Annotated in this window: 17 protein-coding genes; 13 read left to right on the top strand and 4 right to left on the bottom strand. The window is 64.9% G+C overall.

All coding sequences use genetic code 11. The features are described 5' to 3' along the window. Positions 1-143: 143 nt before the first annotated feature. Entirely contained in the window at positions 144-1292 is a 1149-nt protein-coding gene (locus IRZ56_RS17415; RefSeq protein WP_196146074.1) for a patatin-like phospholipase family protein, read from the bottom strand. Positions 1293-1421: 129 nt separating this feature from the next. Further along, complete coding sequence (locus IRZ56_RS17410; RefSeq protein ID WP_196146073.1) at positions 1422-2357, bottom strand: lipid A biosynthesis lauroyl acyltransferase; 936 nt, start codon at positions 2355-2357, stop codon at positions 1422-1424. Between the two features lie 110 nt (positions 2358-2467). Here IRZ56_RS17410 and minC point away from each other — a divergent pair, with 110 nt between their 5' ends. The 7 genes from minC (at position 2468) to IRZ56_RS17375 (ending at position 9127) form a co-directional block, all read left to right on the top strand. After that, a complete protein-coding gene (gene minC, locus IRZ56_RS17405; RefSeq protein ID WP_196146072.1) occupies positions 2468-3226 on the top strand; it encodes a septum site-determining protein MinC in 759 nt (252 codons plus the stop codon). 98 nt (positions 3227-3324) lie between these two features. Further along, positions 3325-4137 carry a septum site-determining protein MinD gene (gene minD, locus IRZ56_RS17400; protein WP_028690866.1) on the top strand — a complete coding sequence of 271 codons (813 nt, stop codon included), beginning with the start codon at positions 3325-3327 and terminating at the stop codon, positions 4135-4137. Between the two features lie 3 nt (positions 4138-4140). After that, complete coding sequence (gene minE / locus IRZ56_RS17395) at positions 4141-4395, top strand: cell division topological specificity factor MinE (protein WP_043206650.1); 255 nt, start codon at positions 4141-4143, stop codon at positions 4393-4395. Between the two features lie 117 nt (positions 4396-4512). Beyond that, the gene (locus IRZ56_RS17390; protein WP_196146071.1) at positions 4513-5148 is read left to right on the top strand and encodes an RluA family pseudouridine synthase; all 636 of its coding nucleotides are present in this window, start codon (positions 4513-4515) and stop codon (positions 5146-5148) included. A gap of 149 nt (positions 5149-5297) precedes the next feature. After that, entirely contained in the window at positions 5298-6587 is a 1290-nt protein-coding gene (locus IRZ56_RS17385) for a M18 family aminopeptidase (RefSeq protein WP_196146070.1), read from the top strand. A gap of 174 nt (positions 6588-6761) precedes the next feature. Beyond that, the gene (locus tag IRZ56_RS17380; RefSeq protein WP_196146069.1) at positions 6762-6926 is read left to right on the top strand and encodes a hypothetical protein; all 165 of its coding nucleotides are present in this window, start codon (positions 6762-6764) and stop codon (positions 6924-6926) included. A gap of 47 nt (positions 6927-6973) precedes the next feature. Further along, positions 6974-9127, top strand: a complete 2154-nt coding sequence (locus IRZ56_RS17375; RefSeq protein WP_196146068.1) for a mechanosensitive ion channel family protein — start codon at positions 6974-6976, stop codon at positions 9125-9127. A gap of 114 nt (positions 9128-9241) precedes the next feature. On the opposite strand, the gene IRZ56_RS17370 is transcribed toward IRZ56_RS17375, so the two are convergent. Then, positions 9242-9955 (bottom strand): UTRA domain-containing protein, encoded by a 714-nt coding sequence (locus IRZ56_RS17370; protein WP_196146067.1) that lies wholly within the window; start codon positions 9953-9955, stop codon positions 9242-9244. 324 nt (positions 9956-10279) lie between these two features. On the opposite strand from IRZ56_RS17370, the gene IRZ56_RS17365 reads away from it, so the two are divergent. From IRZ56_RS17365 to IRZ56_RS17340, 6 genes are all read left to right on the top strand, one after another. After that, on the top strand, positions 10280-11344 hold the full coding sequence (locus IRZ56_RS17365; RefSeq protein ID WP_196146066.1) for an ABC transporter substrate-binding protein: 1065 nt from the start codon (positions 10280-10282) through the stop codon (positions 11342-11344). Positions 11345-11488: 144 nt separating this feature from the next. After that, positions 11489-12295 (top strand): alkaline phosphatase family protein, encoded by an 807-nt coding sequence (locus IRZ56_RS17360; RefSeq protein ID WP_196146065.1) that lies wholly within the window; start codon positions 11489-11491, stop codon positions 12293-12295. Continuing rightward, positions 12292-13131: an ABC transporter permease gene (locus IRZ56_RS17355; protein ID WP_196146064.1), complete on the top strand. Its 840-nt coding sequence runs from the start codon at positions 12292-12294 to the stop codon at positions 13129-13131. Before IRZ56_RS17360 ends, IRZ56_RS17355 begins: the two co-directional genes overlap by 4 nt. Then, positions 13121-13912, top strand: coding sequence for an ABC transporter permease (locus IRZ56_RS17350; RefSeq protein ID WP_196146063.1), 792 nt, complete (start codon positions 13121-13123; stop codon positions 13910-13912). The genes IRZ56_RS17355 and IRZ56_RS17350 overlap by 11 nt, the downstream gene beginning before the upstream one ends. Position 13913: 1 nt before the next feature. Further along, the gene (locus IRZ56_RS17345) at positions 13914-14903 is read left to right on the top strand and encodes an ABC transporter ATP-binding protein (RefSeq protein ID WP_196146062.1); all 990 of its coding nucleotides are present in this window, start codon (positions 13914-13916) and stop codon (positions 14901-14903) included. Between the two features lie 102 nt (positions 14904-15005). Then, positions 15006-15659: an HAD family hydrolase gene (locus IRZ56_RS17340; protein ID WP_196146061.1), complete on the top strand. Its 654-nt coding sequence runs from the start codon at positions 15006-15008 to the stop codon at positions 15657-15659. 108 nt (positions 15660-15767) lie between these two features. Here the strand turns inward: IRZ56_RS17340 and IRZ56_RS17335 are convergent, their stop codons facing one another. After that, positions 15768-16730 (bottom strand): NAD(P)H-quinone oxidoreductase, encoded by a 963-nt coding sequence (locus IRZ56_RS17335; protein ID WP_196146060.1) that lies wholly within the window; start codon positions 16728-16730, stop codon positions 15768-15770. Between the last annotated feature and the right edge of the window lie 120 nt (positions 16731-16850).

Below are 16850 nucleotides of genomic sequence, written 5' to 3'. Positions count from 1 at the left end.
GTTTTCAGAGATGCCGCCGCGCCTGTAGGCGGCTGGCTTGCCGGCGATTGGGCCGGGCAAGCAACTGCCTTGCGAAATGTCCAAGAACTGGCGCAATCCTTGTGGGAGCCGGCTTGCCGGCGATTGGGCCCGCGAAAACATCCTCATAATCCCAGGAACTGGCACAGCTCCCGCCGCTTGGCCAGGGCATCCTTGCGCCCCAGTTCGATCAACTCACTGCAGTAGCTGGCCTCGAACAACAGGTAGCTGAGTACCCCCGCCCCACTGGTCCGGGTCGCTCCCGGGCCGCGCAGGAACAGGCGCAGCGCCGCCGGCAGCTCGCGCCGGTGGCGGGCGGCGATTTCGTCCAGCGGTTGGCTGGGCGCCACCACCAGCACCTCGATCGGCGCCAGCCCCAGGCGCCGGGCATCCAAGTGCGCCGGTATCAGATGACTTAGGTGATTGAGGCGCTGCAGCAGCTCGATGTCGTCTTCCAGGCTGTCAATGAAGGTGCTGTTGAGCATGTGAGCGCCGATCTGCGCAAGGCTCGGCTGCTGGCCGCTGAACACGCGCTGGGCCGGCATGGGCGCCGAAGGCCGCTGGGGGTTGCCGCTGACACCGACCACCAGCACCCGGCTAGCTCCCAGGTGCAACGCCGGGCTGATCGGTGCCGATTGGCGCACCGCACCGTCGCCGAAGTATTCCTCGTCGAGCTTGACCGGGGCGAACAGCAGCGGGATCGCCGAGCTGGCCAGCAGGTGGTCGATGGTCAACGAGGTAGGCACACCGATGCGCCGATGGCGCAACCAGGGCTCGATGGCACCGCGCCCCTGGTAGAACGTCACCGCCTGGCCCGACTCATAGCCGAAGGCGGTGATGGCCACTGCCCGCAACTGCTCGGCCGCCAGGGAGTGGGCGATGCCGTCCAGGTCCAGGTGCGATTGCAGAAGGGCACGTAGCGGGCTGCTGTCCAGCAGCGCCACCGGCACCTGGCCGCCGACCCCCAGCAGGCTGTGGCTGACGAAGCGGCTGGCCTGGCGGATCACCCCCGGCCAGTCGCTGCGCAATACCAGGTGGCTGCGAAAATGCTGCCAGAAGGTGGTCAGACGCTGCACCGCCTCGGTGAAGCGCGTGGCGCCGCTGGCCAGGGTGACAGCGTTGATGGCACCGGCAGACGTGCCGACGATCACCGGGAACGGGTTGGCCGCACCCGGCGGCAACAGCTCGGCGATACCCGCCAGCACACCTACCTGATAGGCGGCGCGGGCACCGCCGCCGGAGAGGATCAGGCCGGTGGTGCGAGGTGGGGCCATGGAATTCTCCTGAAAGGGATGTTCTGCCTACCCAGGCTCTCTCGCCGGCAAGCCGGCTCCCACGGATTCTACCCAGGCCTCTGTGGGAGCGGGCTTGCCCCGCGTTGGAGCCGGCACCGGCAAGCTCGCTCAGCGCTTTTTCTTGTCATACAGCCGCGGCTCCCCTGGCGGGCGCGACTTGAAGCGTCGGTGCGCCCACAAATACTGCTCGGGGCATTCGCGCAGCACACTTTCCACCCACTGGTTGATGCGCAGGCAGTCGGCCTCCTCGGTCTCGCCCGGGAAGTCCTCGAGCGGCGGGTGGACCACCAGGCGATAGCCGCTGCCGTCCTCCAGGCGCTTCTGGGTGAAGGGGATCACCTGGGCCTTGCCCAGGCGGGCGAACTTGGTAGTGGCAGTGACGGTCGCCGCCGGGATGCCGAACAGGGGCACGAACAGGCTCTGCTTGGCGCCGTAGTCCTGGTCCGGGGCGTACCAGATCGCCCGGCCACCGCGCAGCAGCTTGAGCATGCCACGTACGTCGTCACGCTCCACCGCCAGCGAGTCGAGGTTGTGACGTTCGCGGCCACGGCGCTGGATGTAGTCGAACAACGGGTTGCCATGCTCGCGGTACATGCCGTCGATGGTATGGGCCTGGCCCAGCAGCGCCGCGCCGATCTCCAGCGTGGTGAAGTGCACGGCCATGAGGATTGCGCCCTGCCCTTCGCGCTGGGCGGCCTGCAGGTGCTCCAGGCCCTCGATGTGGGCCAGGCGCGCCAAACGTGGCTTGGGCCACCACCAGCTCATGGCCATTTCGAAGAAGGCGATGCCGGTGGAGGCGAAGTTTTCCTTGAGCAGGCGCTGCCGTTCGTCGCCGGAAAGCTCAGGGAAACACAGCTCGAGGTTGCGCGCAGCGATGCGCCGGCGCTCACCGGCGACCCGGTACATCAGCGCGCCCAGGGCGCGGCCCAGGCACAGCAGCGCGCGGTACGGCAGCTGCGCCACCAGCCACAGCAGGCCCAGACCCAGCCACAGGCCCCAGAACCGTGGGTGAAGGAAATAAAGACGAAAACGCGGGCGTTCCATTGAAGCTTCCGGAAAGACAAAGGTGGGCATTCTACATCGGTTCGCCCGCGGTTGCGGCCAACGGGTCTTATCGTTATAAGTCAGGGCACTTTTTTCGCAACAAGCCGTCTATGCAGACCATGAGCCTCAACCAGACCTCCGATACCGCCCCCGTATTCCAGCTCAAAGGCAGCATGCTTGCCATCACCGTGCTGGAACTGGCGCGCAACGACCTCGAAGCCCTCGACCTGCAACTGGCGGCGAAAGTGGCCCAGGCCCCCAATTTCTTCAGCAACACGCCGTTGGTGCTGGCGCTGGACAAGCTGTCGGCTGACGGCGGTGCCATCGACCTGCCCGGCCTGATGCGCGTTTGCCGCCACCACGGCCTGCGCACCCTGGCCGTGCGCGCCAGCCGCATCGAGGACATCGCCGCGGCGATCGCCATCGATCTGCCGGTGCTGCCGCCCTCCGGTGCCCGCGAACGGCCATTGGAGCCGGAGCCCGAGGTGAAGAAGCCCGAACCCGCCCCCGCGCCGCCGCCACCGGTCGAACCCGAAGTGCGCCCCACCCGCATCATCACCGCGCCGGTACGCGGCGGCCAGCAGATCTACGCCCAGGGCGGCGACCTGGTGGTGACCGCCTCGGTCAGCCCGGGTGCGGAACTTCTCGCCGACGGCAACATCCATGTGTACGGCGCCATGCGTGGCCGCGCACTGGCGGGCATCAAGGGCAATACCCGGGCGCGCATCTTCTGCCAGCAGATGACCGCGGAGATGGTATCGATCGCCGGCCAGTACAAGGTGTGCGAGGACCTGCGTCGCGACCCGCTGTGGGGAGCTGGCGTGCAGATCAGCCTGTCTGGCGATGTGTTGAACATCACCCGTCTTTAACGGATACTTGCCGGCATTTTTAGCGCAACTTTTTTCTTTGTTGCCGTTTTTCGTATTTGCAGGGACCGCTGTCCCATTTTATTTAGGGGTGAAACACCTTGGCCAAGATTCTCGTGGTTACTTCCGGCAAGGGGGGTGTGGGCAAGACCACCACCAGCGCCGCCATTGGTACCGGCCTCGCTCTGCGCGGCTACAAGACTGTCATCGTCGACTTCGACGTCGGCCTGCGTAACCTCGACCTGATCATGGGCTGCGAGCGCCGCGTGGTGTACGACTTCGTCAACGTGGTCAACGGCGAGGCCAACCTGCAGCAGGCCCTGATCAAGGACAAGCGCCTGGAGAACCTGTTCGTGCTGGCCGCCAGCCAGACCCGCGACAAGGACGCCCTGACCCAGGAAGGCGTCGAGAAGGTGCTGATGGAGCTCAAGGAAACCTTCGACTACGTCATCTGCGACTCCCCGGCCGGTATCGAGAAAGGCGCGCACCTGGCGATGTACTTCGCCGACGAAGCCATCGTGGTGACCAACCCGGAAGTGTCCTCGGTACGTGACTCCGACCGCATGCTGGGCATCCTGTCGAGCAAGTCGCGCCGCTCCGAGAACGGCGAGGAGCCGATCAAGGAGCACCTGCTGATCACCCGCTACCACCCCGAGCGCGTCGAGAAAGGCGAGATGCTCAGCATCGCCGACGTCGAAGAGATCCTGGCGATCAAGCTCAAGGGTGTGATTCCCGAATCCCAGGCCGTGCTCAAGGCCTCCAACCAGGGCATCCCGGTCATCCTCGACGACCAGAGCGATGCCGGCCAGGCGTACAGCGACACCGTCGACCGCCTGCTGGGCAAAGAGAAGCCACTGCGGTTCATCGATGTGCAGAAGCAAGGATTCTTCGCGCGCCTGTTTGGAGGCAAGTAAACCATGAACCTTTTTGACTTCTTTCGTGGCAGACAGAAACAAAGCAGCGCGTCGGTAGCGAAAGAGCGTCTACAGATCATCGTGGCGCACGAACGCGGCCAGCGCAGCGAACCGGATTACCTGCCTGCCCTGCAGAAAGAGCTGCTGGAAGTGATCCGCAAGTACGTGAACATCGGCAGCGACGACGTGCATATCGAACTCGAGAACCAGGGTAGCTGCTCGATCCTGGAGCTGAACATCACCCTGCCTGATCGCTGATCCAGCCATATCGGGTCACCCCTGTGGGAGCGGGCTTGTCCCGCGATTGCGCAAGCCCCGGCTGACGCAATCGCGGGACAAGCCCGCTCCCACAGTGTTTATCGAGAACACGCCACAATGCCGTTGTCGAACATCCAGATCCTCTTCGAGGACGCCGCCATCCTGGTGGTCAACAAGCCCACCCTGCTGCTGTCGGTGCCTGGTCGCGCCGAAGACAACAAGGACTGCCTGATCACCCGCCTGCAGGAAAACGGCTACCCCGATGCCCTGATCGTCCACCGCCTGGACTGGGAGACCTCCGGCATCATCCTGCTGGCCCGCGACGCCGACAGCCATCGTGAGCTGTCGCGCCAGTTCCATGACCGCGAGACCGAGAAGGCCTACACCGCCCTGTGCTGGGGCCAGCCGGCGTTGGACAGCGGCAGCATCGACCTGCCCCTGCGCTACGATCCGCCGACCAAGCCCCGCCATGTGGTGGACCACGAACAAGGCAAGCATGCCCTGACCTTCTGGCGTGTGCTCGAGCGTTGCGCCGACCACTGCCGAGTAGAGCTGACCCCGATCACCGGGCGTTCGCACCAGTTGCGCGTGCACATGTTGTCGATCGGCCACCCGTTGCTGGGCGACCGGCTGTATGCCAACCCCGAGGCGCTGGCGGCCCATGAACGGCTATGCCTGCATGCCTCGATGCTGAGCTTTACCCACCCGGTATCCGGGGAGCGCCTGAAGTTCGAGTGCCCGGCGCCGTTCTGAGGCTTCTGCGGCCTGCATCAGCCCAATCGCCGGCAAGCCGGCCCCCAGAGGGATAGCACTTCCTCTGTGGGCGCTTTTCCCGCGATGAGGCCGACACAAATCTTCAGGCAACTGCGTTAAACTCGCGCCACTGCTGTCTGGAGTGAGTTATGCGCGATTCCCTGAATGCTGGCCTGATCGATTTCCTCAAGGCCTCCCCGACGCCCTTCCATGCCACCGCGAGCCTCGCCCAGCGCCTGGAGGCCGCCGGCTACCAGCGTCTGGACGAACGCGACAGCTGGGCCACGGTGCCCGGTGGCCGCTACTACGTCACCCGCAACGACTCCTCGATCATCGCCATCAAGCTGGGCAAGCAATCGCCCCTGCTCGGTGGCATCCGCATGGTCGGCGCCCATACCGACAGCCCGTGCCTGCGGGTCAAGCCGCAGCCCGAGTTGCAGCGCCACGGCTTCCTGCAACTGGGCGTCGAAGTCTACGGCGGCGCCCTGCTGGCACCCTGGTTCGACCGCGACCTGTCCCTGGCCGGTCGGGTCACCTTCCGCCGCGACGGCAAGGTCGAAAGCCAGCTGGTGGACTTCAAGCTGCCGATCGCGGTGATCCCCAACCTGGCCATCCACCTCAACCGCACCGCCAACGAAGGCTGGATGATCAACCCGCAGACCGAGCTACCGCCGATCCTGGCCCAGGTCGCCGGTGACGAGCGGGTCGACTTCCGCGCCCTGCTCACCGAGCAGTTGGCCCGCGAGCACGACCTCAATGCCGACGTGGTGCTGGATTACGAGCTGAGCTTCTACGACACCCAGGACGCCGCACTGATCGGCCTGAACGGCGACTTCATCGCCGGTGCCCGCCTGGACAACCTGCTGTCGTGCTACGCCGGCCTGCAGGCGCTGCTGACCGCCGACAGCGACGAGACCTGCGTGCTGGTGTGCAACGACCACGAAGAGGTCGGCTCCTGCTCGGCCTGTGGCGCCGACGGGCCGATGCTCGAACAGACCCTGCAACGCCTGTTGCCCGACGGCGACGACTACGTGCGCACTATCCAGCGTTCGCTGCTGGTGTCGGCCGACAACGCCCACGGCGTGCATCCCAACTACGCCGACAAGCATGACGGCAACCATGGGCCCAAGCTCAACGCCGGGCCCGTGATCAAGGTCAACAACAACCAGCGCTACGCCACCAACAGCGAGACCGCCGGGTTCTTCCGCCACCTGTGCATGGCCGAGGAAGTGCCGGTGCAAAGCTTCGTGGTGCGCAGCGACATGGGCTGCGGCTCGACCATCGGCCCGATCACCGCCAGCCACCTGGGCGTGCGCACCGTCGACATCGGCCTGCCGACCTTCGCCATGCACTCGATTCGCGAGCTGTGCGGCAGCCAGGACCTGGCGCATCTGGTGAAGGTGTTGACGGCGTTCTATCGCAGTCGCGAGTTGCCGTAAGCTTTTGGGTTTGCCTGACCGGGCCCTATCGTCACCGCTGCCCTACCCGTGGGAGCCGGCTTGCCGGCGATAGGGCCGGACCAGGCAAACGCCAAACCCTGCCATTGATCAATCCTCCTGCAGCCCAACCCGCTATGCTTGTTACATAGCCCTGATGCAGAAGGATGCCTGTCCATGTCGCCGTTCCTTTCCCTGTTCCTGCCGGTGTTCGTCGGCCTGCTGTTGCTGACCATCGGCTTCAGCCTGCGCGAACGCAATGTCGGCGTGCTGATGATGTGGGTCGGCACCCTCGGCATCTTCGGCATCATGTGCTGGAAGATCCTCGCGAAACTGGCCTGAAAAATCCTCTACACTCCGGCAATCGTTTGCCCTGAGGTAGATTTTCGGTGCCTGCCCTCCTGCGTTGCCTTGCCCTGTTGCTGTTTCTCTTCATCGCCCCCGTACAGGCCGCCGGCCTGCCCGGCCTGCTCGGTGCGGGCAAGCCTGCGCAGCCGCAGGCCACAGAGCCTCTGGGCCAATCGCTGGACGAGGTGATCAAGAGCCTGGAGAACGACCAACAGCGTACCCAGTTGCTCAACGACCTGAAGAAGCTGCGCGATGCCGCCAAACAGTCGCAGCCCAGCGCCGAGCAAGGCGTGCTGGGGCTGATCGGCGGCGCGCTGCATGACCTGGAGAAACAGTTCAGCGGCGAGGCCAGCCCGTTCCGGCGCTGGTCGATGGAAATCGACCAGGCCCAGGACGAGTTGGCAGCGCTAGTGGTGCCGGTGCATCAATGGCCGGCGATCCTGTTCGGCTTTGCCGCGATCATCGCGGTCTGGAGCCTGCTGGCCTATGCCTTCAACTGGATCGGCCATCGGGTGCGCCTGCGTTTCGGCCTCACCGAAGAGCTGCCCCAGCACCCGCGGACCTGGGACCTGGTGCGTTTCGCCTTGCGCAAGCTGGGCCCGTGGCTGGTCGCCCTGGTGTTCACCGTGTACCTGAGCTTCGCCCTGCCCTCCTCGCTGGGCAAGTCGCTGGCCATGGTGCTGGCCTATGCCCTGGTGGTGGGCACGCTGTTCTCGGCGATCTGCGTGATCGCCTTCTCGCTGCTCGATGGCCCCCATCGCCACCGGGCCTTGCACATCCTGCGACACCAGGCATTCCGCCCGTTGTGGTTGATCGGCAGCTTCGCCGCGTTCGGCGAGGCGATGAGCGACCCGCGCATGACCACCGCCCTGGGCAGCCACCTGGCCCATGCCCTGGCGACCCTGGCCAACGTGGTGGCGGCAGTGTGCACAGGCCTGTTCATCCTGCGCTTTCGCCGGCCCATCGCCCACCTGATCCGCAACCAACCGCTGTCGCGTCGCCTGACCCGCCGCACCCTGAGCGACACCATCGAGATCCTCGGCAGCTTCTGGTTCGTGCCGGCGTTGATCCTGGTGGCGATTTCGCTGTTCGCCACCTTCGTCTCCGCCGGGGACACAAGCACGGCCCTGCGTCAGTCGCTGATGTGCACGGTGCTGGTGGTGGTGTGCATGGTGCTCAACGGCCTGGTGCGCCGCCACGCCGCCAACCCGAAGCGGGCCAGCCGGCGCCAGGAAGTCTACGCCGAACGCCTGCGCAACTTTGCCTATGCGCTGGTGCACCTGTTCATCTGGCTGGTATTCATCGAACTGGGCCTGCGGGTCTGGGGACTGTCGATGATCAATTTCGCCGAGGGCAGCGGGCATGAGGTCAGCGTGCGCGTGCTGGGCCTGGCCGGGACCTTGATCGCCGCCTGGCTGGTGTGGATCCTCGCCGACACCGCCGTGCACCATGCCCTGGTGCGCTCGCGCCGCGGCCTGGCCAATGCCCGCGCGCAGACGATGATGCCGCTGATTCGCAACGTGATGTTCGTGGCGATCTTCATCATCGCGGTGATCGTCGCCCTGGCCAACATGGGCATGAACGTCACGCCGCTGCTGGCCGGTGCCGGTGTCATCGGCCTTGCCATCGGTTTCGGCGCCCAGTCGCTGGTGGCGGACCTGATCACGGGGCTGTTCATCATCATCGAGGACTCCCTGGCCATCGACGACTACGTGGATGTCGGCGGCCACCTGGGCACGGTGGAGGGGCTGACCATCCGCACCGTGCGCCTGCGGGATATCGACGGGATCGTGCACACCATTCCCTTCAGCGAGATCAAGAGCATCAAGAACTACTCGCGCGAGTTCGGCTACGCGATCTTCCGCGTGGCGATCCCGCACAGCATGAACATCGACCAGGCCATCACGCTGATCCGCGAGGTGGGGCAAAAGCTGCGCAACGACCCGCTGATGCGGCGCAATATCTGGTCGCCGCTGGAACTGCAGGGGGTGGAGAGCTTCGAGTCGGGGTCGGCAATCCTGCGGGCACGGTTCAAGACAGCGCCGATCAAACAATGGGAGGTGTCGCGGGCGTTCAACCTGGCCTTGAAGCGACAGCTGGATGAAGCCGGGCTGGATCTGGCGACCCCGCGGTTGTCGGTGCAGGTGGTGACGGCCGGGGGTGGCGGGATGGCAGAAGCCGGTTCCGCCAGTTAGGGCCTATCGCCGGCAAGCCAGCTCCCACAGGGATAGCCTATGACGCTAGGCCGATGCGTTCGGGGTGGTGGGGCTTGCCGGCGATGGGCTGCAAAGCAGCCCCAAAAACCCTGATCAACCCGCCTGGGCGCGGATGCGAATGGCATCATGCCGCCAGTACTCCAGGTCGCAGTCGATCAGGTGCCCATGCTGGTCACTGTTGACTCGGGTGATATGCAACCCGGGGCTTCCCGCCGACACCTTCAAGGCACTGGCCGCCTCCACCGGCAATGCCGTCGGCAAGATCTCGAAGCATACTTGCCCATACTGGATGCCATACACCCGCCCATAGATCTCGGTCAGCGACTGCCCCAGGTCCTGTTCCAGGATGCCGGGGAAAAACCGCGGGTTGAGGTAGTGCTCGGCATACAGCACCGCCCGCCCATCGATGCGCCGCAAGCGGCAGATACGCACCACGCTCGACAGCGCCGGCAACCCCAGCCGCGCACAGATCGCCGCCGGCGCCGGCTGCAACCGCGCCGACAACAGCTCGGTGCCGGGCACCCGCCCCTGGTCGCGCACCATGGCATGGAAATGGCTGCGCTCGACCAGGTCGTAGGTCAGCCGCTCGGGCGCCACGAACCAGCCCCGGCGTTCCTCGCGGTAGATCAGCCCCTGTGCCTCCAACTGCACCAGCGCCTCGCGCAACGTGATACGCGTGGTATCGAACACCTCGCTCAACTTGCGCTCGGCCGGCAGCTTACCGCCCGGCGCCAGCAGGCCGTGTTCGATCTGCTCCTGCAAGGCATGGCAGATGGCTGTTACCGCGCGCGGTGGCGTCGACTGCATCGAAGGTTACCTATCTGGACTAGTCCAGCCCCAGAAAAGGGCCATTGGAGATTAGCGCAAGCCTAGGCACAGCCCATGAACATCCTGTGACAAAGCCCTCGTGCCAGCACCAGCCAGGACAGGGCAAGGCCTTGGGAATCAAGGCCTGGGATCTGGTCTACGCTGTACTTCCAGGGCCTCGGGAGGCGCCTGTCCGCCCAGGCCTTACATCAAACTGTCACGCAACCGGCCTACCTTGGCTCGAGGTTTGCTGACCTAGACCAAACGTTCGCAAGCAAAGGTTTCCTTCATCACCCATTGCAAGGCCCTACAAAGGAGCTTCGGATGAAAACGTTCTTCATGGCGTCACTGCTCGGTTCGACCATCGCCCTGTGCACCTCGGCCATGGCCGCCGGTACCGACCTCAAGGCCCTGGAAGAGGCCGCCCGCAAGGAAGGTGTGATCAACAGCGTGGGCATGCCCGATGCCTGGGCCAACTGGAAAGGCACCTGGGCGGACCTGGCCAGCAAGTACGGCCTCAAGCACAGCGACACCGACATGAGTTCGGCCCAGGAAATCGCCAAGTTCGACGCCGAGAAGGACAACGCCAGCGCCGACATCGGTGATGTGGGCGCCGCCTTCGGCCCCATCGCCGCCGCCAAGGGCGTGACCCAGCCCTACAAGCCCAGCACCTGGGACCAGGTACCGACCTGGGCCAAGGACCAGGATGGCCATTGGGCCCTGGCCTATACCGGCACCATCGCTTTCATCATCAACAAGGACCTGGTCAAGGAAAGCGAACGCCCGAAGACCTGGCACGACCTGGAAAAAGGCAAGTACAAGGTCGCCATCGGTGACGTCGGCACCGCCGCCCAGGCAGCCAACGGCGTGCTGGCCGCCGCCATTGCCTACAAGGGCGACGAAAGCAATATCGAGCCGGGCCTGCAGCTGTTCACCAAACTGGCCCAGCAAAAGCGCCTGTCGCTGGCCAACCCGACCATCCAGACCCTGGAGAAGGGTGAGGTGGAAGTCGGTGTGGTGTGGGACTTCAACGGCCTGAGCTACCGCGAGCAGATCGATCCCAAGCGCTTCGAAGTGCTGATCCCTTCCGATGGTTCGGTGATCTCCGGCTACACCACCATCATCAACAAGTACGCCAAGCACCCCAACGCCGCCAAGCTCACCCGCGAGTACATCTTCAGCGACGCCGGCCAGACCAACCTGGCCATCGGCCACGCTCGGCCGATCCGCGCCGAGCACCTGAAGCTGCCGGCTGAGGTGCAGGCCAAGCTGCTGCCCAACGAGCAATACGGCGCGGCGCAGCCGATCAAGAATGCCGAAGCTTGGGAGGCCACATCGAAGAAACTGCCGCAGATGTGGCAGGAGCAAGTGATCATCGAGATGGAATGAAGCGAGGGCTGCGCCCTCGATCGCGGGGCAAGCCCGCTCCCACAAGGGTCCGCAACATCAAACCGTTATGCGTTGTTCTGTGGGAGCGGGCTTGTCCCGCGATGGGCCGCACGGCGGACCCACAAACGTTCTTCGGAGCTATACATGAACCACAACGTCATCCTGGTCCTGCTCGATGGCCTCAACCACCAGGTCGCCCACCACGCCATGGGCCACCTGCATGCCTACGTCGAGGCCGACCGTGCCGCGCTGTACCGTGTCGAATGCGAGCTGCCCTCGCTGTCGCGGCCGCTGTACGAATGCATCCTCACCGGCGTGGCCCCCATCGACAGCGGCATCGTGCACAACAACGTCAGCCGCCTGTCCACCCAACGCAGCGTGTTCCACTATGCCCGCGAAGCGGGCCTGGGCACTGCGGCAGCGGCCTACCACTGGATCAGCGAGCTGTACAACCGCTCGCCCTTCGACCCGCTGCGCGACCGCCACACCCATGCGCCGAAGCTGCCCATCCAGCATGGGCTGTTCTACTACGCCGACCACTACCCCGACTCGCACCTGTTGGCCGATGCCGAGTACCTGCGCCGTCGCCACGCCCCGAACTTCCTGCTGGTACACCCGATGAACATCGACGACGCCGGCCATCGCCATGGCCTGGACAGCAGCCAGTACCGCAACGCCGCGCGCAGCGCCGACATTCTTCTGGCCGACTACCTGCCGCGCTGGCTCGAAGAGGGCTACCAGGTGCTGGTGACCGCCGACCACGGCATGAACAACGACCGTTCGCACAACGGCCTGCTGGCCGAGGAGCGCGAAGTGCCGCTGTTCGTGTTCGGCGAGGCGTTCAGCCTGGACCCGGCGGCCAAGCCCTTGCAGACCGAGCTGTGCGGCACGATCTGCGAACTGCTGGGCGCTGCCCACGACAAAGCGGTCTGCCGGGAGCTGCTCAAGTGAATGCCCGCCCTCGCGGCCGCTACCTGGCCCTGCTCTGCCTGTTGCCGTTCGCCCTGTTCTTCCTCGTGTTTCAGATCGCCCCGCTGGCCTGGGTGGCCATCAACAGCCTGCAGAGCGACAGCGGCTGGGGGCTGGCCAACTTCAGCAAGGTGTTCGCCTCCAAGTTCTACCTGCAGGCATTGCAGCGCAGCCTGGAGATCAGCTTCTGGTCGAGCCTGTTCGGCATCGTCATCGCCACCCTCGGCGCCTACTCCCTGCGCCAGGTGGACTCGCGCTTGCGCGACTTCGTCAGCGCCTTCGCCAACATGACCAGCAATTTTTCCGGGGTACCGCTGGCGTTCGCCTTCATCATCCTGCTGGGTTTCAACGGCGCGCTGACCTTGCTGCTCAAGCAGGCCGGCCTGCTGGAAGACTTCAGCATCTATTCCAAGAGCGGGCTGATCCTGGTGTACACCTACTTCCAGATCCCCCTGGGGGTACTGCTGCTCTACCCGGCCTTCGATGCCCTGCGTGAAGACTGGCGCGAGTCCGCGGCATTGCTGGGCGCCAGCCACTGGCAGTATTGGCGGCATATCGGCCTGCCGGTGCTGGCGCCGGCATTGCTGGGCACCTTCGTCATCCTGCTGGCCAACGCCCTGGGCGCCTATGCCACGGTCTATGCCCTGACCACCGGCAACTTCAACGTGCTGCCGATCCGCATCGCCGCCCTGGTGGCCGGCGACATCACCCTCGACCCGAACCTGGCCAGCGCCCTGGCAATGGTGCTGGTGGGGCTTATGACGCTGGTCACGGTGGTCCATCAATGGTTGCTGAAGAGGAGCTACCATGCGCGCTGAACCTCGCGGCAGCCTCTACCACCGTATGGTGGTGTACCTGCTGTTCATCATCCTGCTGCTGCCTTTGGCCGGCACCCTGCTCTACTCCCTGGCCACCAGTTGGTCGGCGAGCCTGCTGCCCAGCGGCCTGACCTTCAAGTGGTACCTGGCGTTGTGGAGCGAGCCGCGCTTCCTGGCGGCCTTCGGCCAGTCGCTGCTGGTATGCGTCGGCGCGCTGGTGCTGTCGGTGGTGCTGATCCTGCCGCTGTTGTTCGTGGTGCACTACCACTTCCCGCGCCTGGACGCATTGATGAACATCCTCATCCTGCTGCCCTTCGCGGTGCCGCCGGTGGTGTCCTCGGTGGGCCTTTTGCAGCTGTACGGCAGCGGGCCGATGGCCATGGTCGGCACACCGTGGATCCTCATCGGCTGCTACTTCACCATCGCCTTGCCGTTCATGTACCGGGCCATCACCAATAACCTGCAGGCGATCAACCTGCGCGACTTGATGGACGCCGCCCAGCTGCTGGGCGCCAGCACCTGGCAAGCAGCCTTGCTGGTGGTGCTGCCCAACCTGCGCAAGGGCCTGATGGTGGCGCTGCTGCTGTCGTTTTCGTTCCTGTTCGGCGAGTTCGTCTTCGCCAACCTGCTGGTGGGGACCCGCTACGAGACCTTGCAGGTGTACCTGAACAACATGCGCAACAGCAGCGGTCATTTCAACAGCGCGCTGGTAATCTCCTACTTCGCCTTCGTGCTGGTGCTGACCTGGGTCGCCAATCGCCTGAACAAGGACAAATCCTGACATGAGCTTCGTCAGCGTACAGAAACTGCACAAAAGCTATGCCGGCAGCCCGGTGTTCCATGACATCGACTGCCAGATCGAACGCGGCGAGTTCGTCACCCTGCTCGGCCCTTCCGGTTGCGGCAAGTCGACCCTGCTGCGCTGCATCGCCGGGCTGACCCCGGTGGACAGCGGCCGCATCCTGCTCGACGGCCAGGACCTGGTACCGCTCAGCCCACAGAAACGCGGCATCGGCATGGTGTTCCAGAGCTATGCGCTATTCCCCAACATGACCGTGGAGCAGAACGTCACCTTCGGCCTGCGCATGCAGAAGACCAAGGCCGACGAGAGCCAGGCGCGGGTGCGCGAAGCCCTGGAGCTGGTGGAACTGTCCAGCTTCGCCGGGCGCTACCCACACCAGCTGTCGGGCGGGCAATGCCAACGCGTGGCCCTGGCCCGCTCGCTGGTCACCCGCCCGCGCCTGCTGCTGCTCGATGAGCCGCTGTCGGCCCTCGATGCACGCATCCGCAAACACCTGCGCGAGCAGATCCGCGCCATCCAGCGCGAGCTGGGGCTGACCACCATCTTCGTCACCCATGACCAGGAGGAAGCGCTGACGATGTCCGACCGCATTTTCCTGATGAACCAGGGCCGCATCGTCCAGAGTGGCGATGCCGAAACCCTCTACACCGCGCCCGTCGACCTGTTCGCCGCAGGCTTCATCGGCAACTACAACCTGCTCGAGCCGGACACCGCCAGCCGCCTATTGCAGCGCCCCGTGGCCAGCCGTCTGGCGATCCGCCCGGAGGCCATCAGCCTGCACCTGGAAGGCAACCTCGAAGCCCAGGTGCGCAGCCACAGCCTGCTGGGCAACGTCATCCGTTATCGTGTGGAAATACGCGGCGTGGAGCTGGTCGTGGACGTGCTCAATCGCTCCTCGGCCGACCTGCACGCCGACGGGCAACGGGTATCCTTGTCGATCGACCCCACGGCGCTACGAGAAGTGGCCTAGTGTCCTGTCTCGGAAATAAGCTGTTCACTTTGGGCGGCGCCTTGGCCGAACATCCAAGTCACTCGCCAAATAGAGAAGACAGGGCATTAGGAGAACACCGCAATGGCATTGGCAATTTTCGATCTGGACGAAACCCTCATCCACGGCGACTGCGCCTCGTTGTGGAGCAAACAGATGGCCCAGTTGGGCTGGGTGGACGGCAAGGACTTCCTGCGCCGCGACCAGGAGCTGATGGAGGCCTACGGCAAGGGTCACCTGAAGATGGAGGAGTACATGGCCTTCAGCCTGGAGCCGATCGCTGGACGCACCCTCGAGGAGGTGGAGCACCTGGTCGAGCCCTGGGTCGAGGATGTGATCGAGCCGATCATCTACGGTGACGCCTGCCGCTGCATCGCCGAACACCGCAAGCGCGGTGACCGGATCCTGATCATTTCCGCCTCGGGCACCCACCTGGTCGGGCCGATCGCGGCGCGGCTGGGGGTGGATGAATACCTGGCGATCGAACTGGAGGCGGTGAACGGGGTGTATACCGGCAAGACCCATGGGGTGCTGACGTACCGCGAAGGCAAGATCACCCGGTTGATGGAATGGCTGGACCAGGAGCAAGAGAACCTGGAGGGGGCGAGTTTCTATTCCGACTCGCGCAATGACCTGCCGTTGCTGCTGAAGGTGGACTACCCCCATGTAGTCAACCCGGACCCGGTGTTGCGCGAGCATGCCGAGGTCAATGGCTGGCCGATTCTGAGCTGGAGCTGAGATTCCCGGGGCGCTTTGCGCACCATTCGCGGCCTACAGAAAGTGCGTGGTCGCTTGTAGGAGCGGCTTTGCGCCGCGAAAGGGCTGCAAAGCAGCCCTCCCGCAATCTCAACCCAAGCTCGGGTCGATCACCAGCACCAGCTTGCCCGACACCTGGTTGCTCGCAAGCTCCACATACGCCGCTTCGGCAAACGCCACCGGGTAGGTGTCGACCAACTGCGGCGACAACCGCCCTTCGCCGAACAACGGCCATACCTGCTGCATCAGCTCGCGCAGCAACTCGCCCTTGAACGCATCATCGCGATTACGCAAGGTCGAGCCGGTGACCTGCGTGCGTTTGGCCAGCACTTGCGCCAGGTCCAGTTCGAACTTGCGCCCGCCCATCAGGCCGATGATCACCCAGCGCCCGTCGCGGGCCAGCAGCTCGAGGTTCAACTCCCCGTAGCTGGCGCCCACCGGGTCGAGGATCACGTCGAAGGGCCCGAACGCTTTCAGGTCGTCCAGGTTCTCGTTGCGCACCACGCCACCGGCAGCCCCGAGTGCCTGACAGTACGCCAGGCGATCCTGCGAGCCGACACTGACCCACACCGGGTTGCCGAACGCCTTGCACAGCTGGATCGCCGCCGAGCCGACGCCGCTGGCCCCGGCGTGCACCAGCACCTTCTCGCCGGCCTTCACCGCGCCGAGCTGGAAGATGTTCAGCCAGGCCGTGGCATACACCTCGGGCAGCCCCGCCGCCTCGGGCAGGCTCAGGCCCTCGGGCACCGGCAGTACGTGGCGGGCATCGACCACCACTTCCTCGGCCATGGCGCCACTGGCCAGCAGCGCGCAGACCCGGTCGCCCACGCGCCAGTCGGCACCGGCGCCCACTTCCTCGATCACCCCCGCGCACTCCAGGCCCATGTAGGGGCTGGCGCCTGGCGGCGGAGGATAAAGACCTTTCATCTGCAGCAGGTCGGCGCGGTTGAGTCCCGCAGCAGCCACACGAATGCGCACCTGGCCCGCGTCACAGGTCGGGCGCTCGGCTTCGACCCAGGCCACATGTCCGTCAACGCCTTGCAATGCCTTCACAGTGCCTCCATAGTTGAGTCATGACTGAGCCCGGGATCGCCATGTCCCGGGCTTTTTGCAGTATGCGTCCGGCTCTTGTGGAACCGGCGAACGGAAAAGACGGCCTACTATGCGTGATCA

Source organism: Pseudomonas guariconensis, assembly GCF_015680235.1.
Classification (GTDB): Bacteria; Pseudomonadota; Gammaproteobacteria; order Pseudomonadales; family Pseudomonadaceae; genus Aquipseudomonas; species Aquipseudomonas guariconensis_A.
This window is presented reverse-complemented; position numbering and strand designations above follow the sequence as displayed.

Bases quoted from the DNA above. Each gene is read 5' to 3' on its own strand.
- IRZ56_RS17380 (WP_196146069.1), top strand. From the start codon at position 6,762: ATGTCGCCGTTCCTTTCCCTGTTCCTGCCGGTGTTCGTCGGCCTGCTG.
- IRZ56_RS17360 (WP_196146065.1), top strand. From the start codon at position 11,489: ATGAACCACAACGTCATCCTGGTCCTGCTCGATGGCCTCAACCACCAG.
- IRZ56_RS17415 (WP_196146074.1), bottom strand. From the start codon at position 1,292: ATGGCCCCACCTCGCACCACCGGCCTGATCCTCTCCGGCGGCGGTGCC.
- IRZ56_RS17390 (WP_196146071.1), top strand. From the start codon at position 4,513: ATGCCGTTGTCGAACATCCAGATCCTCTTCGAGGACGCCGCCATCCTG.
- IRZ56_RS17410 (WP_196146073.1), bottom strand. From the start codon at position 2,357: ATGGAACGCCCGCGTTTTCGTCTTTATTTCCTTCACCCACGGTTCTGG.
- IRZ56_RS17385 (WP_196146070.1), top strand. From the start codon at position 5,298: ATGCGCGATTCCCTGAATGCTGGCCTGATCGATTTCCTCAAGGCCTCC.
- IRZ56_RS17345 (WP_196146062.1), top strand. From the start codon at position 13,914: ATGAGCTTCGTCAGCGTACAGAAACTGCACAAAAGCTATGCCGGCAGC.
- IRZ56_RS17340 (WP_196146061.1), top strand. From the start codon at position 15,006: ATGGCATTGGCAATTTTCGATCTGGACGAAACCCTCATCCACGGCGAC.
- minE (WP_043206650.1), top strand. From the start codon at position 4,141: ATGAACCTTTTTGACTTCTTTCGTGGCAGACAGAAACAAAGCAGCGCG.
- IRZ56_RS17350 (WP_196146063.1), top strand. From the start codon at position 13,121: ATGCGCGCTGAACCTCGCGGCAGCCTCTACCACCGTATGGTGGTGTAC.
- minC (WP_196146072.1), top strand. From the start codon at position 2,468: ATGCAGACCATGAGCCTCAACCAGACCTCCGATACCGCCCCCGTATTC.
- IRZ56_RS17370 (WP_196146067.1), bottom strand. From the start codon at position 9,955: ATGCAGTCGACGCCACCGCGCGCGGTAACAGCCATCTGCCATGCCTTG.
- IRZ56_RS17365 (WP_196146066.1), top strand. From the start codon at position 10,280: ATGAAAACGTTCTTCATGGCGTCACTGCTCGGTTCGACCATCGCCCTG.